This window comes from Natronorubrum amylolyticum, from assembly GCF_052040145.1.
Classification (GTDB): domain Archaea; phylum Halobacteriota; class Halobacteria; order Halobacteriales; family Natrialbaceae; genus Natronorubrum.
This window is the reverse complement of the sequence record NZ_JBPPFW010000002.1, coordinates 795,964-820,868: the sequence shown is the minus strand read 5'-3', so window position 1 is coordinate 820,868 and position 24,905 is coordinate 795,964. Positions and strand designations below refer to the sequence as shown.

Sequence of the window (24,905 nt, the reverse complement as noted above, 5' to 3'; positions counted from 1 at the left end):
GAACCGATGGAGGAAAACGGCTCGAGCGCCGAGTCTCTGCCAATGAAACTCCGTTTTCTCGGCGGCGCTCGCGAGGTGGGCCGCAGTGCGATCCTCGTGAACGACGCCCTCCTCCTCGATTTCGGGATGCTGACGGCGAATCCGCCGCAGTTCCCGGTCGAGACGCCGGCCCCCGAGGCGGTCGTCGTCTCCCACGGCCACTTAGACCACGTCGGCACGGTGCCGGCGCTGCTTTCGGGCGACGCCCGGCCGCCGATCCACTGGACGCCGCCGACCTACGAGCTGACGATGACGCTCGCTCGAGACACGCTCAAACTACACGGTGGATCCTTTCACTGCCCGTTCACCGAGACCGACCTCCGGCGGGTCACGCAGGTCTCGGAGACCCACGGCTACCGTGAGTCCTTCGAGGCGGCCGGCCACGAGATTACGTTCTACAACGCCGGCCACATCCCGGGTAGCGCACACGTCCTCGTCGATGACGGCGAAACTCGACTGCTCTACACCGGCGACTTCCACCTCGACGACCTGTCTGGAGCGGACGGCAACGTTTCTCGAGACGGCGACGTCTCCTCGAATCGGGGGGAGGCTCCCGCCCAAGCCGTCAGCGGCCAGCGACTGGTCGCGGGCTCGAGGGCTCGTCCCGACGCCGACGTCGTCCTCTGTGAGAGCACGTACTCCGACGTCGAACACGAGGATCGGTCCGCGGTAGAGGAGCGGTTCGTCGAGAGCGTCGAGACGACGCTCTGGGAGGGCGGCACGGTCGTCGTCCCCGCGTTCGCGATCGGCCGCACGCAGGAGCTGATGCTCGTCTGTGAAGCTCACGACATCCCCTGCTACGTCGACGGCATGGGGAAAGAAGTCACGCAGATGCTCCGACAGCACCCCGGCTTCGTCCGCGATTCCGAGGCGTTCCGGCGGGCCGTCTCCCACGCCCGGTTCGTCACCGGTCGCGACGGCCAGCGAAAGCGGATTATCGACCAGCGGGCGGCGATCATCACCACCAGCGGGATGCTCTCGGGCGGCCCGGCCATGACCTACATCCCCGAAATTCGGCGGAATCCGACGAACAAGATCGCGATGACGGGGTATCAGGTGGAGGGGACGCCGGGTCGCGACCTCCTCGAGACGGGCCGCGCCGAGATCGACGGCCGCGTGATGCCCGTCAGCGCACAGGTCGAGCAGTACGATTTCTCCGCGCACGCGGATCGAAACGGCGTGCTCGAGTTTCTGGAATCGTATCGCGAGAGTCCGGTGCTGGTCAATCACGGCGATCGATGTGCGGCGTTCGCCGAGGAACTGCGGGGGGAGGGGGTCGACTCGAGCGCGCCCGAACTCGGCGAGACCGTGACGGTGTGACGAGTCGGCCGTCGTCTCTGACTCGAGAACGCGATTGCCGCAGACCCGTACGGGATGAGACAGTCGTTTCCTCCGCGGTCAGTACAGACGAAGTCGGTATCGGTTGGTTCGTCTCAGTGTTTACTCTCAAAGACTGTCGGGTTCTAGATGGGAACCACGACGACCTCGAAAGCCCCCGGTGCGCTCGACCGTCCGCGACTCGCTGCGCGCGCTCGCTTCGCTCACGTGCTTTCTTCGTCGGGGACGGATCGACCGCATCGGCCCCTTTCAGTCCCACCCGCGGCCTCGTCCTCCCCAGCCGACTCGTTCGCTCGCGGGCTCGCTCACTCGCCCCTCGCACAATGTCGTCGGCGCACTCTCGCAGTGCTCGGCCACGCCGTCAGCGCGCGCCACGTGGCCGGGGGTGCGGCTCGAGTACGGCGAGAGCCGCTCGACCCGGGGAAAGGCAGGGGTATGGCTGATCCTGGCGGACTTTCGAAACGATATTTGAGACGAGAGGACAGAGAAAACAGCAGCTAGTCGACTGAAAGAGTACCGCTCACTATGCCCACCAAGCGAACGGAGCGGCATCGAACCCGGTCGTATCGACCGGGACGGCAAACTACTCGAACGTCCCCGCACTCGGTTCGTCCGAATGGGTCGCTCGAGTGCCGAGTACCGCCAAGAGTACGGCCTTGTCGCCGTCGCGGCGCTGAGCTACACCTGCCTGATGTTCGTCTGGTTCTCGCTGCCGGCGTATCTGCCGGTGATCATCGACGATCTGGAGCTCTCGAGCACGCAGGCCGGAATGCTCGCCGGCGCGGTGCCGTTGACCTACATCCCGCTCGCGCTCTTTTCGGGGATCGCGGTGGACCGAATCGGCCCCGGCCGGAGTCTCGCGGTCGGCGTGGTGATCTACGGACTCGCCCAGATCGGCCGCAGCGTCGCCCCCGGGTTTCCGTCGTTGCTCGTCGCAACGCTCCTGCTCGGCGTCGGCGCGACGGCGATCACCTTCGGGCTCCCGAAACTGGTCGGCGTCCTCTTCCCGCCGGCGAAAACCGGCCGCCCGTCCGCGATCTACCTCGTCGGCGCGTCGGCGGGCTCGGCGCTCGTGTTCGCGGTCGGCCGGCCGGTGCTTGGCCCGTGGCTCGGCGGCTGGCGCCCGCTTTTCTTCTGGAGCGGCGTCGTCTCCGTCGCCTACGGACTGGGCTGGCTGCTCGTCGCTCGCCGCGCGCGGATCGACGACCGGATGGCCGACAACGACTCCTTCTCGCTCGAGTCGGTCGTCGCCGACCTCCGGCTGGTGCTCTCGCATCGCGAACTCCAGCTGGTCGTCGTCATCGGGACGATGTACCTGCTGCTCAATCACGGGCTACAGGGGTGGCTCCCGACGCTGCTCGAGTCCCGCGGGTTCTCACCCGGGCTGGCCGGGCAGGCGACGAGCCTGCTGATCGGCGCCTACGTGGTCGGCGTCCTCACGGTGCCCGAACTGGCGGATCGGTTCGAGGCGCGACGGCCCGCCCTGATGGGCTGTGGCACCGTTGCGTTCCTCGGTCTCCTGGGAGTGATCGCCGGGGACACCGGGGCGCTGGTCGTCGCCGGCATCGTCGTCACGGGGCTGGGGGTCGGCGGCGTCTCGCCGCTCGTCCGGGCGATCCCGCCGGATCTCGAGGGAATCGGCGCGCGACTGACGGGAACCGCGGTGGGGTTCATCTTCGCCGTCGGCGAGATCGGTGGCTTCTTCGGCCCGATGCTCATCGGCGTCTTTCACGACGCGACGGGGTCGTTCGTCCCCGGGCTGGCGATGCTCGCGGGCGGCGCGCTCGTCGTCGTCCTCGCCGGGGCTGCGTTGCAGTCCCAGGCGAGTTGAGCGGTGCTTTTCGTCGCTGGTCGCTCGCGGCGCTCAGTCGAGGTTCAGCGTCGCCGCACAGTTCGGGCACTCGAACTCCGCCTCGTCGCTGCTCGAGATCCGCATGTGGTCCGCCTCGCAGTCGGGACACGAGACGTTCCTGTCGTCCAGCACGGGGATCCGAGCGATACGAATATCCTCGGTGTCCCGCGGCGCGCCGAGTGCGAGCGCGACGACTCGCCTCTCGCCGTCGTTTCGGCCGGTCTGGAACTCACCGGGCGCAAAGCGGATCACCTCGTTTTCGGTGACGGTGATCTCGGTAGGCTTGCCGTCTCTGTCGTCGTTCGGGTACGCTTCGAACGTCGCTTCGCCCTCGAGGACGACGAACACCTCCTCCTGATCGAAGTGGGCGTGGACTGAGCCGCTGAACCGCTCGCCGGACTCGAGGACGTAGCGCGTGATCGCGACGTGGTCGGTTCCCAGGGGTTCGGACAGGGGGCGTCGATCCGCGTGTAACTCCTCGTCGTGCGGACGTGGCTCGAGATCGTCGATCGCGACGCGGTTCATGCGTGCCGTTCGACGTGTCGGCACAAAGATGCTTCCTCGAAGCGACGCTCCGGCCTGCGAAGCGTTATCACTCTTGCAGGTGTCACTGCGCTATGGCGACGTCACCACGCACCAACCTGCTTCGACGAACGCTCGAGGACGACGCCGTCGCGCTCGGCATCCTCGAGAACACGTACAGCCCCGCCCTCGTCGAGTTCTACGGCGAACTCGGCCTCGACTTCGTCTGGATCGACCTCGAGCACGCCGGCCCGAGTCCGTTCGACGGCGACCGACTCGAGGACCTGCTCCGTGCCGCGAACGTGACGGGCACGGAACTGCTCGTTCGGCTACCCGAACCCGATCCGGGGATGATTCGAAAAACCCTGGACGCCGGCGTCCGGACCCTGTTCGTCTCGCGGATCGAGACGGCCGAAGCGGTCCGGCGGGCAGTGGAAGCGTCCCGGTTCGAGTACGACGGCGACCCCGGTAAGCGGGGGTTCGCGAGCCCCCGCGCGAGTCGCTGGGGGACGACCGACGACTACGCTGGCACCGAGGACGACGAAATCGTCGTCGGCGTGACGATCGAGAACCCGACCGCGGTGGCGAACATCGAGGAGATTCTGGCGGTTCCGGAACTCGGGTTCGTCTTCGCCGGCCCGCTCGACCTCGCGGTGTCGCTGGGCCATCCCGGCGAGCCGACTCACGAGGCGGTCGAGGAACGGATCGAAGAGATTCGGGAGGCGGCGCTCGAGGCCGACGTCCCCCTCGGCGGGCTCGGCTTCGGGATGGACGACGTCAACGAGAAGGCCCAATCGGGGTATCAGCTCCTGAATTTGGGAACCACGACGGGGGCGCTGCAGGGCGTGGTACGTTCGTGGTTCGCCGAGTACGAGGGGCTCGAGTGACGTGCGTGCGGTGCTCGTGTTACGCGAGTAGCTCATTCGCGTCACGTGAGCGGGTGGCTCGAGGAGCGACGGACGTGCGGAACGGGGCTGTAGTCGCTCGCGGACCGAGGCTCTAATCGCTGGCGAGTCGGCCCGCCGAAGACCGTCAGTGCGATCGGCTCGAACTCAGCGGTCGTCGGCCGTCTGGCGCGCCGGCGGCGTCTTCGACATCACCTGGCCCCACTTATCGCGGTTGTCCGCCACCTGCCGGTAGCCCCACTCGCGAATCTGGCCGTAGTCCTCGAAATTCCGGAGGAATCCGATCGCGTTGCCGACCGGGCCGTCCTCGTCGTACCGGCGCAGCGCCTCCTCGATCGACGCGCCACAGGAGTAGCGGGCGTCTTCGGTCAGGAAGTGCGAACACTCTTTGTAGTGTTCCGGCAGTCGCTCCTGTAGGTCGGGGTGGTCCCGTAGGTCGCTGAAGCCGACGATCCTGATCTCGGTTCGATCGTCGAAGTAGTCGGCCCACCACGTACAGAAGCCGCAATCGTCGTCGTAGACGAGGGTCGGCTCGATCATGGGTCGACGTACGTCCTCGAGACAGTAACGTTTGGCCCGGTTTCGCTCGCACCGAGAGCGCGGCGAGGAGGGGTGAACACGTGGACCGAGACGTGGACTCGAGGCTACTGTGCTGTGATACTGTCTTTTCGATCGACAGTACACTCCGAAAGCTCCGAACGCGAAGCGTTCGCTCAGCGCGCTCGCCTCGTTCAGTCCCATCCGGCGGCGGATCCGCGGTCGGCAGTAACAACGTGGGCGACGCCCAGTCGTCTCGCCAGAACATTATTGGTGCCGGTGACTAATCGAGAGCCATGAGTAGCGCGGCGCGGCCGCTTTCGGAACCGCAGGTGCTGGCCCACACGAAGCGGCGGCTCTTTCCGGCCGCGGAAGACGACGGGCCCTCGTACGTGGTGGCCGACACGCAGTTCTCGAAAGACGAGTGGCTCCCCGGCCAGCCCGTTACGACGGACGTTCGGGAGTGTCTCGCGCCGTTCAACCACGTTCGGATCGGCGGCGGCTATCCCGATCTGGTCGGCGTGCGCGCCCTCGAGTCGGACCTCCTCGCGGTCGAACGAGTGGGCGACGAGCCGCCGCTGATCGCCATCGAAGCGAAGGGGGAGACGAGTAGCGGCGTCGATACCCAGCTCGGAATCGTCCAGGCCTACGATCGGCTCCACGAGGCCAACGCGGCGTACCTCGCTGCGCCGGCGGCCGCGATTACGGAGACCGATCGGACGCTGGCGCGGGAGCTGAACGTGGGCGTGCTGGGCGTCGATGCGACGGGGAGCGTGGACGCGCTCGAGGTCCCGCGGGTCGTTGGCAACCGAACCTCGAGCGAGGCGACGGCGCTGCGGTTTCAGGCCGGCGCACAGGGCGTCGCGGACAAATCGTTCGGGCTGAACCACCCGAAGAACTACCTCGGCTATCCGCTGGCACAGTACGCGGACGGCGACACCGACGCGTTGCTCTCGGAGTACAAGGTCGTCAGCGCCGTCGAGAGTGCCAGACAGGGAGCCGTGTTTCTCGGTTTGGTCGAGGACGGCCCGCGCGGAATCGAACTCACGTCGCTGGGCCAGGAGGTCGTCCGGTTCGCGAACGCCCGCTGTGGCTCCGTCGAGGGCGCACTCGAGGAGTTCGCGGACTGGTATCGATCGCGAACACGGTTCGTCGATCTCGCACCCGAGTGGGGCCAACTGGCTCGTCGGGTGGTGTTCGAGTATCCCGCGACGGAGCTCCTCGTCACCGAGTTGCAGGCCATGCACGACGACTGGCAGCCGGAGCCGTCGCTCGTGGATCTGGTCGAGCACCTGCATACGGTCCACCCGACCTTCACCGTGGAGCTGTTCGTTCGCGGCGACGACGACGTTCGACGGCGGGTGTTGACCGAAGACGGGGACCTGCGGCGCGAGGCGCTCGCGGACGGACACGTCTACCACTCGCCGACGGTCTTCCAGCTGAAGGCGATGCTGTACCACGCCGGGATTCTGACCGAGCGCGGACGGGAGCCGAATCGGCTCGAGCCGACGGAAGACGTCTGGGCGCTTCGAGAGCCGGTTTGAGTCGACCGAATGGGACGTGTGAGGTACGTAGGAGACCCTCTCCAAAACCGTCTCTGGGTTACTGAAAACGGCGACTGGCCCTTCACGACGGTGACGTGCTGTTATTCTTCGAGTTCGTCCTCGAGACAGGATCGACTACGATTGAATAGTTGGTATAGTAGCCACTGAAACGATTTACACACCGATCGCTACGTCGTCCTGCGATCGGATATGCATTGATTTTCAGTGGCTACTATAGATTCTCGGTTTCATCGTAGTGATCGGCGGCGGCACAAGCTCGTCCAATAGTAGCCATTGAACGTCGAGGAGACACCGTACCGATACCGAAGCGAAACGAATCGTCGACCGTGCCTTTAAGCATGATTACGAACTATTTCAGTACATGAGTATCGTACAGGATCCAGCGCACAGTGACGGAGCGCCGACGATAGAAGGGACCGGGATCCGTGTGAAGGACATCGCGATTGCCTACGAGCACAGTGGGTACGAACCGGACGAAATCACACAACTGTATCCTGATCTCACGCTCGGAGACGTCCACCGTGCACTCGCCTATTACTTCGATCACATCGATGATTTCCGACCAGCTGAGTCTGCTCCAGCATGAGACCGCTCTACTGTGATGAAGGAATCTGGATCCCAGTAGCTGATGGACTGCGCCGCCGTGGCTGGACTGTCTATACCGTTCGAGACGAAGGTAAACTCGGTGAACCTGACCGTGACCACCTCTCGTACGCCGTCGAGAACGACTGGATACTGTTGACGTTCGACGACGACTTTCTCTCGCTGGTCGAACGCGCTGGCTTAGACCACGCCGGTATTATTTTCGTCCAGCAGGCAGGTCGTGATATCGGAGACGTCGTCAAGACCGTCGATTCACACCTCGAAACTCGTTCGCCAAACGACCGCGAGATTCATTATTGCTGAAACTGCGTCGACAAATCGACCCCTACACTGGTTCGAACCCGTACCGCTCGCGGTGTGCCGCCAGAAATTTCGCGTGCGGCCGCTCGTCCTCGAGCGCTGGCACCGTGATAGTCTCTCCCTCGAGTCGCGAAAACTCCTCGTAGCCCTCGAGGTCCGGTCGATCCGCCACGAGAATTCGATACTCGTCCGAGACGGCGAGCCAGCCGGCGTCGAAGGCCCAGTGATGTAGTCGGCAGAGCGCGAGCCCGTTCTGAACGACATCGCGGCCGTCGTCCCGTTTCGGATAGATGTGTGCCGCTTCGATGTCGACGGTTCCGGCGGGAGACTCCCGAGACGTTCCACAGATCGCACAGCGGGAGTCGTAGGCTGATTTGACTCGGCTCGCGAACGCACTCGAGCGCACCCGTCGTTGGGTTTCGGTGAACTCGGTTTCGTCGTCGGTTAACGCCGGCTCCGAGTCGTCTCCGCCGACCGTCTCCACACCACTCGCGCGGCCGCCGTCGGCAACCGATGCCGCGAGCGTCTCGAACTCCGCCGGATGGTCGAGTTCCAGCCGCTCCATCGCGAACTGGTAGACCATTCGCTCCTGATCGTCGTCGAACACGTATCGGGCGTCGACGACGGCGACCAGGCCCTCGTATCGAAGCTCACCGCTGTCCGCCGGCTGGTAGAAGAAATATATCGGCACGGTCGATCCCTCGGCCTGTCCGAGCAGCGCCTTGTTCGCCCCGGTCGGCGACTGATCGCCCTTCGAGGGGACGCCCTCGCCGATATAGGTGAAGCGATCGCCCTCGAGGTCGTCGCCATACGGGCCGTCCTCTCTCGCTTTCACGATGATGTACGATAGCGCGCCGTCGTCGTCCGTTCGCGGACTGATCCCCTTGATGTACGACCCGAAACTGGTGTCGAACGCCGCTTCGAGTTCCAGTTGCGTGTAGAACTCGCCGCGCTCGAGATCCGGACCGTCGGACGCGAGCCGCCGAGCCAGGTCTCGGCCGCTGTCCGTCAGCGAGTTCGTCCCATCCGACCGCTCGACGTAGCCGAGACTCTGCAGCCAGCCCCGGTGTTGTGCGGGCCCCGAGGGATCGCTCCAGCCGACGTCGGGATGGTCGTCCGCGATAGCCGCGCCCAGTTCAGCGTCCGTTTTCGGACCGTCGAACAACGCCTCGAGCGCGGTTTCGAAGCCACGGACGTTCTCGGAGAGTGCGTCGAACAGTAGCTTCGGATCGGTATCGACCATCCATTCGATTCCGCGTTCGGCCAACGCCACTCGCTTCTCGTCGACTGTGAGTAGCCCGATCGACTCGAGAAAGGCGAGTCGATCACGGATGCCGTCGTCGCTCGTCGCTCGCGTGTTTGATTTCACCCACTCGCAGAGTGTGGCCTCGTCCGGGTTTTCGGTGAGAACGAACGTAAAACAGTGCTCGAGGACGTCCGTGTAGTTCCCCGCGCCGCCGAAGAATCGAACTGCGATATTGCGTTTTTCCGACCCCATCTCACACGGTCGTCAGTTGGAGCCGCGGCGTATAAACTGACTGGACTGTTTTGCGAACGGGCTAGCTCAAAACAATCCCGTTCGAAACGGTGGTGTTCGGATAGGTTGACGGAGTGAAACGTGGCGTTTTCAACGTGATTTATGCCCGAGAACGTACGCCCCAGCTCTAGTATCGACCAGATGTTGCTAAACTCAGTATTCAGCTTCATCCCGCTGGACTCCCGCTTTCGAATACTGTTCAAATTCCGAGATATTCGATGAGTGGCTCAGATCGGTTTGCATTGAATCAGCGTATCTGAACACGATGCTGGCAGACGTCTTTGGTAGTGCGGCGAGCGAAACGTCGTTCCGAACGGCCACTCCGTGAAGCGTCATCGTCGTCGGGTAGCTCAGCCGTGGCCGGTCGCTCAGGTACGGACGTATCGTGTACGCGGGCGACACTGACAACCTTCTCGATGGTGTCTCGACGGTCGTCGCAGTACTCCCCGGTGAAGCGGTCGTACGAGGCTGTATACGACGTCGACTGATCAGGATGGGGTTCGATTCCGAGCGCGTCGCACAGCGACGGCCCGGAGTCGATATACTGATAGATTGCAGTCTCGTGCTCCCAGTTGTGGGAGGGCCGGATGAGGTGAAGCCGAGTGACGAGCACGATGTCGGTGGTATTGGCGTGCCAGTTCGCGTCGGGAGTATCGATTGGCGTCCCGTTCAACTCGCCGACAGAATGTAATACCGCATCACGTCGTCGCGGACGAGTACGTGCATGTGGTACGATGCCTTCGTCACGTCCCGAAGTTCCGCGGACGCGAGGCCGATGGCCGACGCAACGGTGTAGAAAGGGATCATAATGAACGAGGACTTGTACCGACGGCTGACGGCCGGTCGGACGCCGTCGGTCACGTCCACCGCGGTGAAGTCGTCGAACCCGCCGGCCGCAACCGTCGACTCCACCTCGTCGAGCGTGTCGGTCCACTGTCGCATCAGGTTGTCCAGTTTCCGGAGGCGCTTCTCCTCGGAGTCGCTCATCGAGTCGTCCGGGGCGAACCAGTCGGCGAAGACGATCTGTCCCTGTTCGCTTAGGACGCGGTCACACTGATCGACGACGGCCTCGAGGTTGTCGGAGTGAGACACCGATTCCAGCGCCCACACCACATCGAACGATCCGTCGCTCGCCGATGACAGTTCGTGGAAGTCGTCCGTGTGAAATGTCACGAGATCCTCGACGTTGCGTTTCCAAGCGTACTCGCGTGCAAGTTCGATCTGATCTTCGATTAGGTCCACACCGACGACTTCGGCGTCGAACTCGTCGGCGATCCAGATCGCGTCTTCGCCGGCCCCGCACCCGAGCACGAGCACTCGACTGTGGCGGTCGATATCGACGGTGTCGGCCACCAGTTCCATCATGCGCGTGCTCGCCGTATCCATATCGTCGTCGTCGTCCTCGTAGTATCCGTAGTGGATGCTCTGATTCCCGGTCGCCTTCCAGATGCGCTTGTGGACCCCAACCAGGTTGCTGTACATCGACTCGACACCCTCCGTCGAAGACTCTTTCAACCCCATTTCCGGAACTATCGTTACCCTACGACTATATGTTTTTCTACTTCTATTACCATATTAAAGAATAACGGAGCAAAGTATAAACCCAAACGGAACCATCGAAAATCCTGAATGGCACACTGGACCGACGAACTGTACGGAGAGCAATCGAACCTATTCGAACCGATACTCGAGATCCACGGCGAACGGGCGGCGTCGGACGTGGAGGCCGTACTCGGACTCCTCGAGGCGGAGGGATCGGATTTTCCCGAGCGGGTCCTAGACATCGGATGTGGCATCGGAAGCCACGCGATCGCGTTCGCCGAGCGCGGACTCGTTTCGGAGGGACTGGACCTGTCGGCGGAGTACGTAAATCGGGCGCGCCGCGAAGCTAGGTCAAAGGGAATCGAAGACCGCGTCGAGTTCCACCACCACGACATGCGAGCGCTCGACGAGTGGCAAGGATCCTACGACCTCGTCACGAGCATGTGGGACTCGTTCGGGTACTACGGGAAAGAGCGGGATACGCGGATCCTCTCGGAAATCGAGCGACTGGTGAGCGACCGCGGGGCGGTCGTCATGGACCTCAGTAACAAGCCGTTCCTGCTGAGTAACTTCACCGAATCCGCTGTGGGACAGTTCAGCGACAGAATGCATGTGAAACAAATGACTTATGATGTCGAAACGAGTCGCCTCGAGAGTTCGGTCCTCGTGTTCTCGAAGCGAAAGGGAGAATACGAGTACGTCGACACGATGGAGTTACGGCGGCGACTGTACGATCCGGTCGAACTGACGGAACTGTTCGAGGACGCGGGGTTCGAGGACGTCTCCCTGTTCGGCGGGCTGAACGGCGACCCTCTCGAACGACACTCACACCGCGTCGTGGTCTTAGCCACCTGACGGCGGCCGATACGGCGCATGATACGGGTCTACGCCCCGATAGTTCCATAACGATTATTTCCTTGCTTGTGACAGTGATAATGTATATGGGATCCAACCAAGGAATCGTCGCCACACGACGGAAGCAACCGGCGTCCGCCCCGCCGTCCGACGGATCAACAGATCCAATCGTCTCGGTGACGGGTCTCGAGAAGGTCTACGGCGAGGGTGATGACGCCGTCGTGGCGGTCGACGGGATCGACCTCGACGTCTACCCTGGAACCGTAGTGGGGATCCTCGGTCCGAACGGAGCCGGAAAGACGACGGCCATCAAGTCAATTCTCGGACTGATCATCCCGACGGCCGGAACGATCCGCGCCGGCGGGAGTGACGTTCACGATGATCCACACGCCGCACACCGACTGATGGGCGCGATGCTCGAGGGGGCTCGGAACACCTACTGGCGGCTTACGGTCCGGGAGAACGTGGAGATGTTCTCGGTGATCGGCGGGAACGACTACCGCGAGCGGTCGGCCCAGATCGATGGGTTGCTGGAGCAGTTCGACCTCGAAGAGAAAGCCGATACCGTCGTGCGGGAACTCTCGCGGGGACAACAACAGAAGGTCAGTCTGGTCTGTACGCTCGCCCGCGACACCGAGGTGGTCTTTCTCGACGAACCGACGCTCGGCCTCGACGTCGAGAGCACTCGCCGACTCAAAGCGGAGATCCGTCGACTCGCGAACCGGGACGGACGGACTGTCGTCCTCTCGAGTCACGACATGGATGTCGTACAGGACGTGTGCGACCGGGTAATCGTCGTAAACAACGGGGAGATCATCGCCGACGACACGGTCGAGAACTTAGTCGATCTGTTCAACACGACGACCTACGAGGTGGAGATCGCAGGGACGCTCGATCCGGACGTAGAGCGGGAACTCGCCGCTGAGTTCCTCGTCGTCGACGTCGGCCGCGACGGGACGTCGCTCACGATCGAGACCGACGGCGAGCAGTTCTTCCGGTTGACCAACATGCTCGAACGCGCCGGCGTTGCAGTCGAGTCGTTCACCCAGCGCGAACCCGACTTCGACGACGTGTTCCTCCGAATCACCGGTCGATCGGACACGAACGAACGGCCTGTCGAAGGGACGCCGTCCACGACACAATGACCGACCGACGAACCGCAGCGTCGGCCTCGGGCGGCGTCGAATCCTCGTCGGCAGGATTTCTGGTGCTCCTGTGGACGATCTTTCGGATGAATCTCCTTCTGACGATTCGGTACCGGGTAAACTTCGCGGCCATGATCGTCGGTATGTACTTCTTTTTCGCCCTCGTGTTCTTCGGCGGGCAGGCGGCAGCCGAGAGCGTCGGCGGGGGGGCCGGGGCGCTGGGGGATACGCTCGATGCGCTTATCGTCGGCTGGTTCCTCTGGACGATGGTCCAGAGCGCGTATTCGAGTCTCTCACAGGAGATCACACAGGAGTCACGGTGGGGAACGCTGGAGCAACTGTACGTCTCCCCACACGGGTTCAGTACCATTCTGGCTTCGAAGGTGGTCGTGAACATCCTAATGAGCCTGCTCATCGGGCTGGTGATGCTCGTGTTAATGCTGGTGACAACGGGCCGAACGGTCTCTTTCGACGTCGCATCGGTCCTGCCAATCGTTCTGTTGACCCTGTTGACGGCGATCGGACTCGGGTACGTGTTCGCCGGCCTCGCACTGATTTACAAACAGCTTTCCAACCTCTCCGAGATCAGCCAGTTCCTCCTGATCGGACTCATCGCCGCCCCGGCGGCCGACATCCCGGCCCTCTCGGTGCTCCCACTCGTACACGGCTCGGACCTGCTGCAACGGACCATGCGCGATGGAGTCCAAATTTGGGAGTTTAGCGCACAGGACGTCGGCCTTCTGATCGGAACGGCCGTCTCGTACGCGGCCGTCGGATACCTGTGTTTCGTCTACTGCTCTCGTGTCGCGCGTGAGCGGGGCGTAATGGGTCACTACTGACCCGTCCACCCGCGTCGACCCGTCGCCGTTGAAACCGCACCCACAACCGACTCGAATTATCGATCAATCCCTAAATATTTATACAGAGGGTTGAAATTATCTACTGATGAACGATAACTCCATTCCTGTGGAGGGATCGGAGGGCGTCACCTTCAAGAACGGGTTCCGGAGGTGGACGCGCCAGGTACAGGGGTTCTCGATGCGCAGCATCCAGGAGACCACCAACAGCTGGATGCTGATGTCCGTGGTCCTCGGAATCGCTCCGTTGATGCAGTTGCTTTTCGGCCTCCAGGGTGGGTTCTCATCGGAGACGCTCGCGGCCTTCTCGATCGGGACCGCGATGTTCGGAGCGATCTACGTCAGCCTCTACGTCTTCGGGTACCAACTTGCCGGCGACCTCGAGAGTCGACGATACCACGCGTACCGGTCGATGCCGGTATCGCCGCTTGCCGATCTGTTCGGCCGAATGGCCGCGGGCATCGTCCTCGCGGTTATCACCTTCACCCTGACAATCATCGTTGGGTACGCCACCGGCGGCGCGTTCAGCGTACAGGGGGCGGCGAGCGTTCCGCTCGTCGCCGTCACCTTGGTTCTGACCTGCATCTTCTGGATGGTCGTGACGATTCCGATCGTCGCATTCGCACAGAACAAGCGGCTGGCGGAGTACGTCGTTCCGATCGTCGCGGTCGTGGGCTACGTCGCGACCGGCTGGAACGGGGTCAGTTCGGAGATGTCGTTCATCGACGGTGACGTGATCAACTACCTCCCGAACACGCTTCCGACCCGGACGATCGTGTACCATCTCGTCGGTTCAGGCGACTGGGGCGCAATCGGAGTCACGCCGCCGGAGCTACCTGCAGGCCCGGAGTACTTCGCCATCGTCTTCGCCTACGCGCTCATCGCGCTCGTCGTCGGAACCGCGTTCGTCAACCGCGTTCTCTACCGGCAGGGGTGGTCGAAATGACCGACGCAGCCATCGACGCAAGCGGAGTCGAACTGTCGTTCGGTGAGGAGGAGGTCTTGAAGGGGGTTGATCTCACGGTGCCAGCCGGCGACCTGGTCGCCGTCATGGGGCCAAACGGGGTTGGAAAGTCGGTGCTCTTTTCTTGTCTGGCGGGGAGCCGCCACCCGACCGACGGGAGCGTGACCGTGTTCGGTTCGAATCCTGTCGACCGGTCCGACACCACGAGCTACCTCCTGCAGGATGCCCTCTGTGTCGAGCGTCTCACGGGACGCGAGAACATTGCGTTCTACGAGCGACTCCACCCACAGTTCACTGGTGAGTGGCAATCGTACGTCGTCGAACTCGGGTTGGAAGACGACCTCGACAAGCGCGTCGAGGACTACTCCGGCGGGATGGTACGAAAACTCGAACTGGCAATCGCGCTGAGCATCGACGTGCCGCTGTACCTGCTGGACGAGCCCACATCGTCGCTCGACCTCAGTACGGTCCAGACCGTCCACCGGCTCCTCCGTGAGGAGCAAGACGATGGGAAGACGGTCGTCGTCTCCAGCCACCGACCGATGGACGCAGACATCGCCGACCGCGTGGCGTTCGTCTCCGACGGGACCGTGATGACGGTGGGCACGACGGAGGACCTGTTCGACACGCTTCCCCCGATCGTAGAGACGACACTGACGAACGTCGACCAGCTCGCGGAGGTTGCCCTAGAAGGGGAAGTGTTCCCGAGCAGCGGGATGGTCCGAGCGTTCGCCCCGCCGGAAGCGGACCCGGAGGCGCTCGCGGCCTCGCTCGGCAATCAGTTCGAGGTGGTCGCACCGACGTACACGGACCTCTTCAACCGCTACACGCGGGGCTCTCCGGCAGAGCCGTAAAGGCCCATCCTGGGATCGAGCGGCCGGCCGACCGCAACGTTCGCGTCGCCGACGATGTCGATCCCGGCGATTCGCTTCCAGCTGCGATATGTCTATCGATACTACATTCAGGATATAAAATTATAATAATTCGACCAACACAGAACGTGTCATGTTCGATAACCTCGAGATGCGTGAAATCGTGGGACAGTCGCGAACGCTCTTCGATCGGATCGACGGGCCGTCAAACGAACGACTCGACGAGCCACCGATCGATTCGTCCGAACTGTTCGAGCGGTGGGAGGAGATGTTCGACGGATCGGAGCATCTCGAGGCTCGGCTGTCGAAAGACGGGCTGACGCGAGCGGAGTGTGAGGCAGCCGCGGAAGCGGCGGTGTGGCCGGCGGATCGACCGCTCCCGGAGTGGGTGAAACGCCTCGACAAACTGGTTGACGACGTCACGTCGATCGACGAATCTGAGCACGCAGAAATCGTCGAGAGGTACCCGGAGACGCCGTTCGTCGACGTATTGTCGGTCGTCGTCGAGCACGCTCGCGAGACCCTCCTCGAAAATAACGACCTGACGTACCTCTCGGAGGCGCTCGTCGACGACAGCACCGACTGGTTGCTTCGACGTCTGACGCAGCTTTCGGTTCGCATCCTCTACGTCGAGTTCAAGACGTTCGTCACCGTAACCGACGAGACGCTGGCGTCGACTGATCCTGGACAGTTCGAGGAGCCCCCGACAGCGTACTACGAGGAGTTCGTCCGGGGACTGCTTGATACTGGCCTGAAAACGCTCTGTCTCGAGTATCCGGTATTCTCCCGGTTGCTGATGCTCCGGATCCGGCAGTGGAAAGACGCGCTGCTCGAAGTCGAATCACGGCTGAAACGGGACTACGACCGGTTGATCGAAACGTTCTCGCTCGAGGAACCGCCCGGCGACGTCCGAGAACTCGAACCGCTGGCCGACGACACGCACGGGGACGGACGTGCCATCCTGCGCGTGACGTTCGAGTCAGGCTTTCAGGTGGTGTACAAGCCCCGGCCCGTCGGCGCCGGCGAGGCCTTCTACGAACTGCTGGACGTGCTCGACGCGGAATGGTCGATTCCGGAGTTTTACCGCCCCACGTACCTCCTCCGCGAGGAGTACGGGTGGATGGAGTGGATCCCGAACCGAGAGTGTGAACGCGTCGAAGACGTACGTGAGTACTACGAACGAGCGGGCGCTCTCGTCGCCCTCGCGTACGTCTTCGAGTTTACCGACTGCCACTACGAGAACGTCGTCGCTAAGGGCGCGTGTCCCGTTCTCGTCGACTGCGAGACGCTGTTTCACCCGTACGTCGATCGCCGGCAGACCGAAATGCCCGGCGAAACCGCACCCATCGGGTCCGAGTCGGTGTTTCTCAGTATGCTCCTCCCGTTCGACATTAAAGGCCCCGTCGCGTGGGACGGGGAGCTGGGACGGGCCGCCATGGCCGGGATCGGCACTGATTCGACCCCCGTCCGGCTTCCCGAGACTCGAATGCCACAGATCGAGGCGGTGAACACCGACGTGATGACAGTCGTCCACGAGCACCCGCGGATCCAACCAACGAAGAACTTTCCGCGGTTCGAGGGGAACGTCTGCGTTCCGCAGGATCACGTCGACGCCATCGTTCAAGGGTTTGAGGAGGCCTACGAGACGCTCGCGGACCTCCACGAGCGGGACCGATTGCTGGGCGACATCGTTGATCCCGCGGCGCTGCGGGACGTGGAGAATCGGTTCGTGTACCGACCGACCCAGCGGTACGTCTCGATAATCGACTCGCTGCTCTCGAGGGATGCGCTCCGGGACGGGAGTTACGCCACCGTCGAGATGGAACGGCTCGCTGCGCCGTTTTTCAACGGCGAGATCGAGGACGACCGGCTGTGGCCAGTATACCGCGTTGAGCGAGAGGCACTGGGACGTCTCGACCCGCCGCGAATCACGTCTCGAATGGGGGCCACCGAACTCTTCTTTGACGGGATGTCGATCCCCGCATACGCGTCGAACGCCGGGTTCCAGCGGTTCACCGAGCGGGTGGAATCGCTGTCGGCCGAGGACCGGCGACGGCAAGTGCGTTTCGTCCGAGAGGCGTTCGAGTCCCGCGGCAGTCCCCTGGCCCGAGCGTCGCCGGCCGAAAGCGACGACGACTCCAACCGCAAGGTGGCGGCCGACGACCTCAAGGGTCGCGCCGCAGCCCTCGTCGACTCGGTGTACAACGCCGCGTCGACCAAACTCGGCGACCCCTACGGCTGGATGGCCATCCGGATGCCCGACCACACGGCGGGTGTCCACCTGATGCCCGCCAGAGAGTCGCTTCTCGCGGGACGGTCAGGGGTCGCCCTAGCCTCGGCGGCCGTCTACCGCGCCACCGGCACGGAGACCTACCGGGAACGGGCGCTCGAAACCGTCCGGTTCGAGGACGACCTCGACCTAGCCTCGACCGAATCGAACCTGCACGGCGCGACGGGCGCTGTCTCAGCCGCCTACGCGCTCTGCGTGCTGTCGGATCTCCTCGAGGCGGACCACCTCCGGTCGCGGGCCGTCGACCTCGCGAGGTCGGTTCCGTCGCCGGACGGCCACGACGGCGCGCTCGGAATCGGAACCGGCGCGTGCGGGACCACGCTCGCACTCCTGGCGTGTTTCCGGCGAACGGGTGACACACAGGTCCGAGAACTCGCACTTGAATACGGCGAACGTGTCCACTCCGCGTTCGACGCCGGCGACGCACGCCCGAACGACGCTTGCGGCACGCAACTCGGCTTCCACGGCACCGACGGCGTCGGGTACACGCTCGTCGCAACGGGCGAGACCCTCGACGAGTCGCGGTACGTGGAGGCGGGAACTGAGCTGTTAGCCGACGGCTGGACGACACGCCAATCGGCAGGTCGGTCCCCATCGCAGCCGACGCTCTCCCGCTGTGTCGCCGGGCTGTATAACGAGGAACTGGCGGTGGATCCGTCGACGGTCGTCGACGCGTCCGCGGACCTCTGGGAGTACGACCACCTCAGACGCGGCAACTTCGGCCGGGTGGAACGTCTCATCGAGGCAGCCAGGGCGACCGACCGGTCGCCGGCACATGCTTCAGCCGTCGCCCGTCGCTCGTTCGAGCGCGCGGCCGACGGTGACGGACTCGTCCTTCCCGGACACGATCGCGAATTCCCCAACGTCACGTTCCACGACGGGCTTCCCGGCGTCGCGTACACTACTCTCCGCGTCGCCTGTCCAGAAGAACTCCCCTGCGTCCTCGCCCTTGAGTGAGTGCGGTCCGCGCCGGGACGGTGTGGTCGTTCCCAACGTGACAGCCGACGACGTACTCACATCCCTCCTCGTCCGGCTCCCGCGTTCGGTTTCCTGTCTGTTTCGCGACGTATGAGTAAGATTTTACTCCTGTACCGTGGAATATAGCCGCATGGACGAATCGAAACTCGGCGCAGGGATCGCGCTCTTCGTCGGATTCGTGCTGTCGGGTACGTTCCTGACGGTTGGGATGATCGAGAGCGCGGCGTTCAGTTCCGTCCTCGCGCTCTCGATGGCCACGTTCTTCGTCGTCGTGGGCGGGGTGACGAGCGAGCAAGACGCAACGCGCTCGCCCTCCCGATCTCGGTCGGACCCGTCCCGACAGGGGGATAAACTGTCAGCCCTCCAGAAACAGTACGCACGCGGTCGGCTTACCGACCGGGAGTTCGAACGTCAGGTTGAGGCGATACTGGCGGACGACGGGCCGTCTCGCCGTCGAACCGGGAACGAGTCCCGGAACCCGGCTGACCGGGATCCGTCACGGGAAGTCGACGAGGACCGTGAAACGCGATAACTCGCCGTCGGACGATCGGCCGAGAAGTCTGTTCGCGTGACGGCGAAGACCGTCGACGGAATCTAGTCGGGACGAAGTGACGGTCGCGGATAATCACGCCCCGGTCACGGGACGATTCGCGAGCCGACTCGTCGATTCCGGATGACATCGATCGGTGCGGTGACACCGCTCTCTACCTATCCGGCGGTCGTGGTAGTAGTCGTGGTCGTGGTAGTGGTCGTGGTCGTACACGGACACAGCTTTGCGATCGACCGGTCGACGAGGCTGTCGCGCTCGAAATCGCGGTCGTAGTCGTCCTTGATCGACTCGATATCGTGGTCCGTTCCGGTCAGTGTAGCTGTCACAGACATGCCAATGAACAGTACTATACAGCACTAAATAAACTTTATTGCTATCTGTCTCGCTCTGACTATTTGGGTCCACACTGAGGCCGTCAGAGTCGGTCCGATGGCAAAAACCGTTGAGTCACAAGCCGCGTGTTTGTCGAACTGATCTCCGACTACTGGGAGCGCATTTTACTCGCTCTCGACGCGAGTGGTTTGTGTAACGTTTGAACAGGCCGTCGCCAAGATAGGGTTGGGAGGCTGAGGAAGGTCAGGTGTAGACGTAGTCGTGCAAAGCTTACGCCAATCACTCCAGTCGACAGCGAGTTCATCGCTGGTCGATTCCATATCGTCACCTACACGAACAAACACGACTTTGAGAACCGTCTCACAGTCGGTATCTTCGGGAGATTCACCCCCTGACTCGCTCGCTGAGCGTGCCGAGAAGTCAGCTGATTGAATCGATGAAAAGTTTTAATATAGAATCTAACCATAATATGAACGCATGTCGAAGGTTGTCCACACTACAGACGTTGAGGAGATCAAACAGAACCTCGACGAGTCGTTCAAGACGGAGGAGGGACTCGTCCAGAAGGCCAAGACGACGACTACCACCACCACGACCAAGACGACGACTACCACCACCACGACGCGTGCGTAGGTGCGGCTTGTCGACCCAATTTTTGGGTCGACGGCCAGACGTGCCGCGCCGGGCGGTGCCGGTGTGGCGGTTCAACAGGACTCCGGATCGTGAGTCGAACCGCTGGCGACCCGCGAACCTCGCCGCGACGCGAGCGGACGGCGGTCGGTTCTCTTGACCTCTCCGACGAGCGTGAGCGCTTGGAACGGGAACGGGAGAAGCTCTCGCGCAAACAGCACGGCTCCGCTAACTACGAGACGCAACGGCGTCGAGTCGCGGAGTGTCATGCCGACCTCCGACGGAAGCGCCGCGACTTTTTGCACAACCTCCCGAACTACTACGCTCGGGAGTACGACCTTGTGGCGGTCGAAGACCTATGCGTGAAGGGGATGATGGAATCCCCGTCGAACAGCCACAACACGGCGTCTGCCGCATGGCGAACGTCCCTCTCGTTGCTCGAATACAAGTGCGAGCGCGAGGGGTCACACTTCGTGGCAGTCGACTCGAGAGGGACGATCAAAGAGTGTGCGGCGTCTCGACGGAGAAGCCGTTGTGGGCCGTACACACTCCTGTCCTGCCTGCGGGTTTGAGGCGGACAGAGACGCGAACGCGGTCGAGACTACGTTTGACAGGCAGCAAATCGCATGCGATTTTCGACGGCGTGGAACATCCTTTCTCGCGGCCTCGAAGATGTAGGAGTGGGATACTCCGAAGCAACGTCCTCAGAATCGCAGACCGATTCTGGTGTCGAGACGAATCAAAGATTCGCCGACCATTGGTGAGCGCTGCTCTCCAAGAGGCTGGGAAAATCGCTGGGCGAGTTTCGAACGCCTGTGGCGACTGCGCTCCCTGTGGATACGTCTGTATCTACAGGGGAAACAAGGCGAGTGCCTCGGGGCTTGACCCCGAGGCGGTTCACAAAGCGCGTTCGTGAGATCACATCTCACGGGCTGTCAGACGTAGTCTGACAACGTCGTGGAAGTAGGACGCCCCATCTGTTCACGGGCGCGAAGCGCCCGCTCGCATGGTTCGTGAGACCGTTGGTCTCGCACTACCCTCAAGGAGCGAGCTGCATCAGTCGCGAGCGAGTAGGCTCAGATCGTTCACTCACGCAGACGCGGAAACAGCTGATGAGTGGCTCAGATCGTTCGCCGTTGCGTGGAATCGTAGCTGAACACGATGTTCGAAACCCTCCACTATCCGACCGCTATCGAGCGTTCGAGTGTACTCACAAAATCAGCCTACGCCGACGGCCCGCTATCCGCAACGCCCGACGAGCCGGACGCGCCGATCGTCACCGGCTCGAGCGAAATCTTCACCCCGTTCTCGATCCGCTCGACGACGACGGTGTGGCTCGCGTACTGAAATTCGAGGCTCGTAAATCCTGATCCCGACGTACAGAGCGTATCGAGAACGTCGGGATCGATCGCATTATAAAGAGGATCGAGTTCGAGAACGTCGGTGCCGGTTACCTCGCCGACGAGGTCGACGACGGCCATGCTCGGCTGCTGATCGTCGTCCACTGTCACCGTCGTCGAGTTGTGAGCGTTCATAACTCATGCTCTCGAGACCGGGAGTAAAGAAAATGACCCAATATTTCGACCCGGGTCAGACAGGCAAAATCACAGTTCGACCCCCTGCAATGTCGCGTTTGGTTCCGATTCCGTCGGTTTTCCTCGGCCATCCGAAGCTTTCGTGCCCGACTCGGGAACCGCGACGTCACTACTCTCGTCGCTGCACTTCGTGGCGACCGAACCCGTATCGGAGCCGGTTCGCCAGCCGCCGCGAGAAGCGGCCGTCGTCGGCCCGCGAGCCGAACCGTTCGGACAGCGCGGTGTAGATCAGGGGGAGGGGCACCTCCTGCTCGAGTCCTTCCTGGACGGTCCACGTTCCCGTCGAGCCGCCCTCGATTCGGTCCGCGACGTCGCCCAGATCGGAGCCCTCCTCGCGGAACGCCTCCTCGCAGAGTTCGAGCAGCCACGAGCGGATCACCGCGCCGTTGTTCCAGACCGACGCCACGTTCTCCAGATCGAGATCGTACCGGCCCTCGTGGAGCAGCTCGAACCCCTCGCCGTAAGTCTGCATCAGCGCGTACTCGACGCCGTTGTGGACCATCTTCACGTAATGGCCCGAGCCCGCGGGACCCATGCGTTCGTGGCCGTCGGGTCCCGTCGCGACGGCGTCGAAGACGGGGACGAACTCGTCGTAGGCCCACTCCGGCCCGCCGACCATCAGCGAGAAGCCGAGGTGTGCGCCCGCGGGGCCGCCGGAGGTCCCGCAGTCGAGGTAGGCCGCGGGACAGCTCTCGGCTCGCCGAACGGAGTCCTCGAAGTAGGAGTTGCCGCCGTCCACCACGACGTCGTCCGAGTCGAGATGACCCTCGAGTTCCTCGAGCGTCGCGTCGACGGCCCCGCCGGCGGGAACCATCAGCCAGATCCGCTTGTCCGCGCCGAGTCGGTCGACGAGATCCGCCACCGAGTCGGCCGGTTCGGCGCCCGCGTCCGCGGCCGTCGCGACGGCTTCCGGCTCGAGGTCGAAGGCGACGACCTCGTGGCCCGCCTCGAGGGTGCGATCGACGACGATCTGTCCCATCCGTCCGAGTCCGATTACGCCCAGTTGCATGGGACCCACTCGGCGGGGGTATGAGGTAGTGGTTGTGATTCGTGATACGTCCGTCGGGCGCTCGAGTACGGCCGGGCGCACACGCGAGTTGTGCTGGCTGATTCGCTCGGACGGCACGCGCTGGCTGTCCATTCGATCGACACGTGCTGGGAGATCCACTCGATCGATACGCGCTGGTCGAGCAGTGCCCACTGTGCATGATCGGAACCGCTCGAGAATCAGCGATTCGGCGACGGAGACGCGAGAAAACCGTTCGACCGGATACCGGATGGGCTACTGAAGCGGCTCCTCGAGACGTGCCCAGCCGATCGCGTCGAGGACGACGATGCGGTCGTCGTACCGGACGTAGACGCCGTTGTACTCACAGCCGTTTCCGTCGTGATACGGTAGCGAGCCGCGAACGGCGTCGACGATTGACCAGGCGCCCTCGTGATCGATCGTGAGGTGTTCCCACTCCTCCCGTGCGTCGTTGCGAACCGCGCGGTCGATAGCGCGGCGCGCGCCGGGGATGTCGCCCAGCCGCTGGGAACTGATATCGACGACGGTGGCCCCGCGAGGGACCTCCTCGTGGCCGACGACTCGTGCGCCGAGGTCGGCTTTCGATCGCGACGGGCGGTCGGTCCGCTGGCCCGAATGTAGCACGTATCCGGCGACTGCAGCGGTTCCAACCGCGAGCACCGACAGCGCCAGTTCTTTGCCCCTGATCATCATGGGAGTACGTTACAGTAACCAACTAAGTATCTTTCGCAAGAATATTCCTTTCCAAGACGTTTCCGGCCGAAAAACGATTCTGTCGCCAGTTTCACGACGGTATTCGACCCGTTCGCGGACGTATGTCGACTGAGACTGTCTATTGCTCGTCGAACGCTCACGGCGGCCCTCTGGCGCCGCAAGCGGGTCCCAGGTCGTCAGAGCAGTCGGACGACGTTCGTCGAAATCATGCCCCCGACGACGAGCAACGCGATGGAGACGACCGCCGCCGCGCGGTACATCGGGAGCGCCTTGCTCGCTGGCTCGCGCAGTTTCTTCCCGTTGAGTCCCGCCTCGAGCCGTTTCGACCCGATCTCGACGAGCGCGGCGAGGATGGCCCAGAGGACGACCATGAGGAGGACGAGCTGGCCGTTTGTCGTCTCGAAGAGGCTCTCGGACGTGTATCCCGTTCCGGCGAGGTGGCCGCCCGAGAGGAGCAAGACGAGCGCGCTCACGCGCGTGATAGTTGTCAATTTGCCAGAAATAACCTCGAGCGGTTTCGTCGTGTTGAACGCCCCGTCTCGAGCGAGCGGAAGGACGACCAACGCGACGAAACAGACGCTGCCGGCCCAGAGCGCGGCGAAGACGAGATGGGACGTCTGGGCGAGGAACGTATCAACCATACGGAGTTGCTGGGTAAGCGGCAGTATCAGCGTTCCGACTCGCGTCTCGCTTCGTGTCTTTGTCTCTCCTCGTGTGTTAGCCCTTTCACACCGTTATTTCCGCCCCTCACTCGAGCCAGTCGGGCACCCACGCGACGAGCCGTCGCCGAAGCAGTGCGTAGGCCAGCGAGACGGCAATGCCGCCGACCACGACTGCCCTGATCCGGCCGTCGAAGACGAGCAACGCGGGCACGGCGAGCGCGACGGCGAGAGCCGCGTCTTCCGGCGCGCCGTCGTAGCGAATCCAGCGCCGCGGTCGGATCCAGCGGCTCCGGACGTGGTCGTAGACGGCGCGGTCGCTCCGATCGTTCCACGGATCCATCTCCGGCCCGCCGCCGAGCGCGTCGCTGGCGGCGTGGAGCCAGGCGGCGACGGCGAACGCCGCGAGGGCGACCGTGGTACTCGAGGGAAACGCGACTGCAAGCGCGACGGCCGGAACGGCGAGTGCGACGCCGGCGACGGGAAAGTGCAGCGTTCGCCGGTGGGCGAAGACGAGATCGAAATCGGGTGCGAGTCCGCCGAGAATTGCCCCCACAGCCAGCGGTGTCGCGAACTCGGGAGCCAACGCGGCGACGGGAGCGACGACGGCGAGCCCGGTGAACACGTGGGTAGTCGCCATCATCGCGGTTCGTCCGGATCGAGGGCCCCAGGGGTCAAAACGTATGCGAAGCACGA

Annotated in this window: 24 protein-coding genes and 1 pseudogene; 15 read left to right on the top strand and 10 right to left on the bottom strand. The window is 63.2% G+C overall.

Annotation, left to right across the window (positions count from 1 at the left end; all coding sequences use genetic code 11):
* Positions 1-42 precede the first annotated feature (42 nt).
* On the top strand, positions 43-1,359 hold the full coding sequence (locus tag ACSFDB_RS10230; RefSeq protein WP_440770889.1) for an MBL fold metallo-hydrolase: 1,317 nt from the start codon (positions 43-45) through the stop codon (positions 1,357-1,359).
* A 634-nt stretch (positions 1,360-1,993) separates the two neighbouring features.
* Positions 1,994-3,208: an MFS transporter gene (locus tag ACSFDB_RS10225; RefSeq protein ID WP_440770888.1), complete on the top strand. Its 1,215-nt coding sequence runs from the start codon at positions 1,994-1,996 to the stop codon at positions 3,206-3,208.
* A 33-nt stretch (positions 3,209-3,241) separates the two neighbouring features.
* Here ACSFDB_RS10225 and ACSFDB_RS10220 read toward each other — a convergent pair whose 3' ends face one another.
* The gene (locus tag ACSFDB_RS10220) at positions 3,242-3,754 is read right to left on the bottom strand and encodes a cupin domain-containing protein (RefSeq protein WP_440770887.1); all 513 of its coding nucleotides are present in this window, start codon (positions 3,752-3,754) and stop codon (positions 3,242-3,244) included.
* 92 nt (positions 3,755-3,846) lie between these two features.
* On the opposite strand from ACSFDB_RS10220, the gene ACSFDB_RS10215 reads away from it, so the two are divergent.
* Positions 3,847-4,638, top strand: coding sequence for an HpcH/HpaI aldolase family protein (locus ACSFDB_RS10215; protein WP_440770886.1), 792 nt, complete (start codon positions 3,847-3,849; stop codon positions 4,636-4,638).
* A gap of 165 nt (positions 4,639-4,803) precedes the next feature.
* Here the strand turns inward: ACSFDB_RS10215 and ACSFDB_RS10210 are convergent, their stop codons facing one another.
* A complete protein-coding gene (locus tag ACSFDB_RS10210) occupies positions 4,804-5,196 on the bottom strand; it encodes a DCC1-like thiol-disulfide oxidoreductase family protein (protein ID WP_440770885.1) in 393 nt (130 codons plus the stop codon).
* 293 nt (positions 5,197-5,489) lie between these two features.
* Between ACSFDB_RS10210 and ACSFDB_RS10205 the strand changes: the two genes are divergently transcribed.
* The 3 genes from ACSFDB_RS10205 to ACSFDB_RS10195 all read left to right on the top strand — a co-directional run bounded on the left by ACSFDB_RS10205 (position 5,490) and on the right by ACSFDB_RS10195 (position 7,664).
* Entirely contained in the window at positions 5,490-6,737 is a 1,248-nt protein-coding gene (locus tag ACSFDB_RS10205) for a hypothetical protein (protein WP_440770884.1), read from the top strand.
* A gap of 382 nt (positions 6,738-7,119) precedes the next feature.
* A complete protein-coding gene (locus tag ACSFDB_RS10200; protein ID WP_440770883.1) occupies positions 7,120-7,344 on the top strand; it encodes a DUF433 domain-containing protein in 225 nt (74 codons plus the stop codon).
* Positions 7,341-7,664 (top strand): DUF5615 family PIN-like protein, encoded by a 324-nt coding sequence (locus ACSFDB_RS10195; protein ID WP_440770882.1) that lies wholly within the window; start codon positions 7,341-7,343, stop codon positions 7,662-7,664. Before ACSFDB_RS10200 ends, ACSFDB_RS10195 begins: the two co-directional genes overlap by 4 nt.
* A 22-nt stretch (positions 7,665-7,686) precedes the next feature.
* On the opposite strand, the gene ACSFDB_RS10190 is transcribed toward ACSFDB_RS10195, so the two are convergent.
* Both ACSFDB_RS10190 and ACSFDB_RS10185 read right to left on the bottom strand, forming a co-directional pair.
* Positions 7,687-9,159 (bottom strand): HNH endonuclease, encoded by a 1,473-nt coding sequence (locus tag ACSFDB_RS10190; protein ID WP_440770881.1) that lies wholly within the window; start codon positions 9,157-9,159, stop codon positions 7,687-7,689.
* 708 nt (positions 9,160-9,867) lie between these two features.
* Complete coding sequence (locus ACSFDB_RS10185; protein ID WP_440770880.1) at positions 9,868-10,719, bottom strand: SAM-dependent methyltransferase; 852 nt, start codon at positions 10,717-10,719, stop codon at positions 9,868-9,870.
* Between the two features lie 108 nt (positions 10,720-10,827).
* Between ACSFDB_RS10185 and ACSFDB_RS10180 the strand changes: the two genes are divergently transcribed.
* From ACSFDB_RS10180 to ACSFDB_RS10150, 7 genes are all read left to right on the top strand, one after another.
* Positions 10,828-11,595: an SAM-dependent methyltransferase gene (locus ACSFDB_RS10180; RefSeq protein WP_440770879.1), complete on the top strand. Its 768-nt coding sequence runs from the start codon at positions 10,828-10,830 to the stop codon at positions 11,593-11,595.
* A gap of 86 nt (positions 11,596-11,681) precedes the next feature.
* Complete coding sequence (locus tag ACSFDB_RS10175) at positions 11,682-12,740, top strand: ABC transporter ATP-binding protein (protein WP_440770878.1); 1,059 nt, start codon at positions 11,682-11,684, stop codon at positions 12,738-12,740.
* Positions 12,737-13,579, top strand: a complete 843-nt coding sequence (locus tag ACSFDB_RS10170) for an ABC transporter permease (RefSeq protein ID WP_440770877.1) — start codon at positions 12,737-12,739, stop codon at positions 13,577-13,579. Before ACSFDB_RS10175 ends, ACSFDB_RS10170 begins: the two co-directional genes overlap by 4 nt.
* A gap of 106 nt (positions 13,580-13,685) precedes the next feature.
* Complete coding sequence (locus ACSFDB_RS10165) at positions 13,686-14,543, top strand: ABC transporter permease (RefSeq protein WP_440770876.1); 858 nt, start codon at positions 13,686-13,688, stop codon at positions 14,541-14,543.
* On the top strand, positions 14,540-15,415 hold the full coding sequence (locus ACSFDB_RS10160) for an ABC transporter ATP-binding protein (protein WP_440770875.1): 876 nt from the start codon (positions 14,540-14,542) through the stop codon (positions 15,413-15,415). Before ACSFDB_RS10165 ends, ACSFDB_RS10160 begins: the two co-directional genes overlap by 4 nt.
* Before the next feature lie 151 nt (positions 15,416-15,566).
* Positions 15,567-18,680, top strand: coding sequence for a type 2 lanthipeptide synthetase LanM (lanM, locus tag ACSFDB_RS10155; RefSeq protein WP_440770874.1), 3,114 nt, complete (start codon positions 15,567-15,569; stop codon positions 18,678-18,680).
* A 151-nt stretch (positions 18,681-18,831) separates the two neighbouring features.
* Positions 18,832-19,233: a hypothetical protein gene (locus tag ACSFDB_RS10150; protein WP_440770873.1), complete on the top strand. Its 402-nt coding sequence runs from the start codon at positions 18,832-18,834 to the stop codon at positions 19,231-19,233.
* A 176-nt stretch (positions 19,234-19,409) separates the two neighbouring features.
* On the opposite strand, the gene ACSFDB_RS10145 is transcribed toward ACSFDB_RS10150, so the two are convergent.
* Complete coding sequence (locus tag ACSFDB_RS10145; RefSeq protein ID WP_440770872.1) at positions 19,410-19,583, bottom strand: hypothetical protein; 174 nt, start codon at positions 19,581-19,583, stop codon at positions 19,410-19,412.
* Positions 19,584-20,061: 478 nt separating this feature from the next.
* Here ACSFDB_RS10145 and ACSFDB_RS10140 point away from each other — a divergent pair, with 478 nt between their 5' ends.
* Positions 20,062-20,217, top strand: coding sequence for a hypothetical protein (locus ACSFDB_RS10140; RefSeq protein WP_440770871.1), 156 nt, complete (start codon positions 20,062-20,064; stop codon positions 20,215-20,217).
* A gap of 137 nt (positions 20,218-20,354) precedes the next feature.
* Positions 20,355-21,164 (top strand): annotated as a pseudogene (locus ACSFDB_RS10135) (RNA-guided endonuclease InsQ/TnpB family protein); the annotation flags it as partial.
* Positions 21,165-21,437: 273 nt separating this feature from the next.
* Here the strand turns inward: ACSFDB_RS10135 and ACSFDB_RS10130 are convergent.
* The 5 genes from ACSFDB_RS10130 to ACSFDB_RS10110 form a co-directional block, all read right to left on the bottom strand.
* A complete protein-coding gene (locus tag ACSFDB_RS10130) occupies positions 21,438-21,749 on the bottom strand; it encodes a HalOD1 output domain-containing protein (protein ID WP_440770870.1) in 312 nt (103 codons plus the stop codon).
* A gap of 169 nt (positions 21,750-21,918) precedes the next feature.
* Entirely contained in the window at positions 21,919-22,818 is a 900-nt protein-coding gene (gene gnd / locus ACSFDB_RS10125) for a phosphogluconate dehydrogenase (NAD(+)-dependent, decarboxylating) (RefSeq protein WP_440770869.1), read from the bottom strand.
* Between the two features lie 273 nt (positions 22,819-23,091).
* Entirely contained in the window at positions 23,092-23,529 is a 438-nt protein-coding gene (locus tag ACSFDB_RS10120; protein ID WP_440770868.1) for a hypothetical protein, read from the bottom strand.
* A gap of 197 nt (positions 23,530-23,726) precedes the next feature.
* Positions 23,727-24,191 carry a CopD family protein gene (locus ACSFDB_RS10115; protein ID WP_440770867.1) on the bottom strand — a complete coding sequence of 155 codons (465 nt, stop codon included), beginning with the start codon at positions 24,189-24,191 and terminating at the stop codon, positions 23,727-23,729.
* 106 nt (positions 24,192-24,297) lie between these two features.
* Positions 24,298-24,852 carry a metal-dependent hydrolase gene (locus ACSFDB_RS10110; protein WP_440770866.1) on the bottom strand — a complete coding sequence of 185 codons (555 nt, stop codon included), beginning with the start codon at positions 24,850-24,852 and terminating at the stop codon, positions 24,298-24,300.
* Between the last annotated feature and the right edge of the window lie 53 nt (positions 24,853-24,905).

Bases quoted from the DNA above. Each gene is read 5' to 3' on its own strand.
- ACSFDB_RS10230 (WP_440770889.1), top strand. From the start codon at position 43: ATGAAACTCCGTTTTCTCGGCGGCGCTCGCGAGGTGGGCCGCAGTGCG.
- ACSFDB_RS10225 (WP_440770888.1), top strand. From the start codon at position 1,994: ATGGGTCGCTCGAGTGCCGAGTACCGCCAAGAGTACGGCCTTGTCGCC.
- ACSFDB_RS10220 (WP_440770887.1), bottom strand. From the start codon at position 3,754: ATGAACCGCGTCGCGATCGACGATCTCGAGCCACGTCCGCACGACGAG.
- ACSFDB_RS10215 (WP_440770886.1), top strand. From the start codon at position 3,847: ATGGCGACGTCACCACGCACCAACCTGCTTCGACGAACGCTCGAGGAC.
- ACSFDB_RS10210 (WP_440770885.1), bottom strand. From the start codon at position 5,196: ATGATCGAGCCGACCCTCGTCTACGACGACGATTGCGGCTTCTGTACG.
- ACSFDB_RS10205 (WP_440770884.1), top strand. From the start codon at position 5,490: ATGAGTAGCGCGGCGCGGCCGCTTTCGGAACCGCAGGTGCTGGCCCAC.
- ACSFDB_RS10200 (WP_440770883.1), top strand. From the start codon at position 7,120: ATGAGTATCGTACAGGATCCAGCGCACAGTGACGGAGCGCCGACGATA.
- ACSFDB_RS10195 (WP_440770882.1), top strand. From the start codon at position 7,341: ATGAGACCGCTCTACTGTGATGAAGGAATCTGGATCCCAGTAGCTGAT.
- ACSFDB_RS10190 (WP_440770881.1), bottom strand. From the start codon at position 9,159: ATGGGGTCGGAAAAACGCAATATCGCAGTTCGATTCTTCGGCGGCGCG.
- ACSFDB_RS10185 (WP_440770880.1), bottom strand. From the start codon at position 10,719: ATGGGGTTGAAAGAGTCTTCGACGGAGGGTGTCGAGTCGATGTACAGC.
- ACSFDB_RS10180 (WP_440770879.1), top strand. From the start codon at position 10,828: ATGGCACACTGGACCGACGAACTGTACGGAGAGCAATCGAACCTATTC.
- ACSFDB_RS10175 (WP_440770878.1), top strand. From the start codon at position 11,682: ATGGGATCCAACCAAGGAATCGTCGCCACACGACGGAAGCAACCGGCG.
- ACSFDB_RS10170 (WP_440770877.1), top strand. From the start codon at position 12,737: ATGACCGACCGACGAACCGCAGCGTCGGCCTCGGGCGGCGTCGAATCC.
- ACSFDB_RS10165 (WP_440770876.1), top strand. From the start codon at position 13,686: ATGAACGATAACTCCATTCCTGTGGAGGGATCGGAGGGCGTCACCTTC.
- ACSFDB_RS10160 (WP_440770875.1), top strand. From the start codon at position 14,540: ATGACCGACGCAGCCATCGACGCAAGCGGAGTCGAACTGTCGTTCGGT.
- lanM (WP_440770874.1), top strand. From the start codon at position 15,567: ATGTTCGATAACCTCGAGATGCGTGAAATCGTGGGACAGTCGCGAACG.
- ACSFDB_RS10150 (WP_440770873.1), top strand. From the start codon at position 18,832: ATGGACGAATCGAAACTCGGCGCAGGGATCGCGCTCTTCGTCGGATTC.
- ACSFDB_RS10145 (WP_440770872.1), bottom strand. From the start codon at position 19,583: ATGTCTGTGACAGCTACACTGACCGGAACGGACCACGATATCGAGTCG.
- ACSFDB_RS10140 (WP_440770871.1), top strand. From the start codon at position 20,062: ATGTCGAAGGTTGTCCACACTACAGACGTTGAGGAGATCAAACAGAAC.
- ACSFDB_RS10130 (WP_440770870.1), bottom strand. From the start codon at position 21,749: ATGAACGCTCACAACTCGACGACGGTGACAGTGGACGACGATCAGCAG.
- gnd (WP_440770869.1), bottom strand. From the start codon at position 22,818: ATGCAACTGGGCGTAATCGGACTCGGACGGATGGGACAGATCGTCGTC.
- ACSFDB_RS10120 (WP_440770868.1), bottom strand. From the start codon at position 23,529: ATGATGATCAGGGGCAAAGAACTGGCGCTGTCGGTGCTCGCGGTTGGA.
- ACSFDB_RS10115 (WP_440770867.1), bottom strand. From the start codon at position 24,191: ATGGTTGATACGTTCCTCGCCCAGACGTCCCATCTCGTCTTCGCCGCG.
- ACSFDB_RS10110 (WP_440770866.1), bottom strand. From the start codon at position 24,852: ATGATGGCGACTACCCACGTGTTCACCGGGCTCGCCGTCGTCGCTCCC.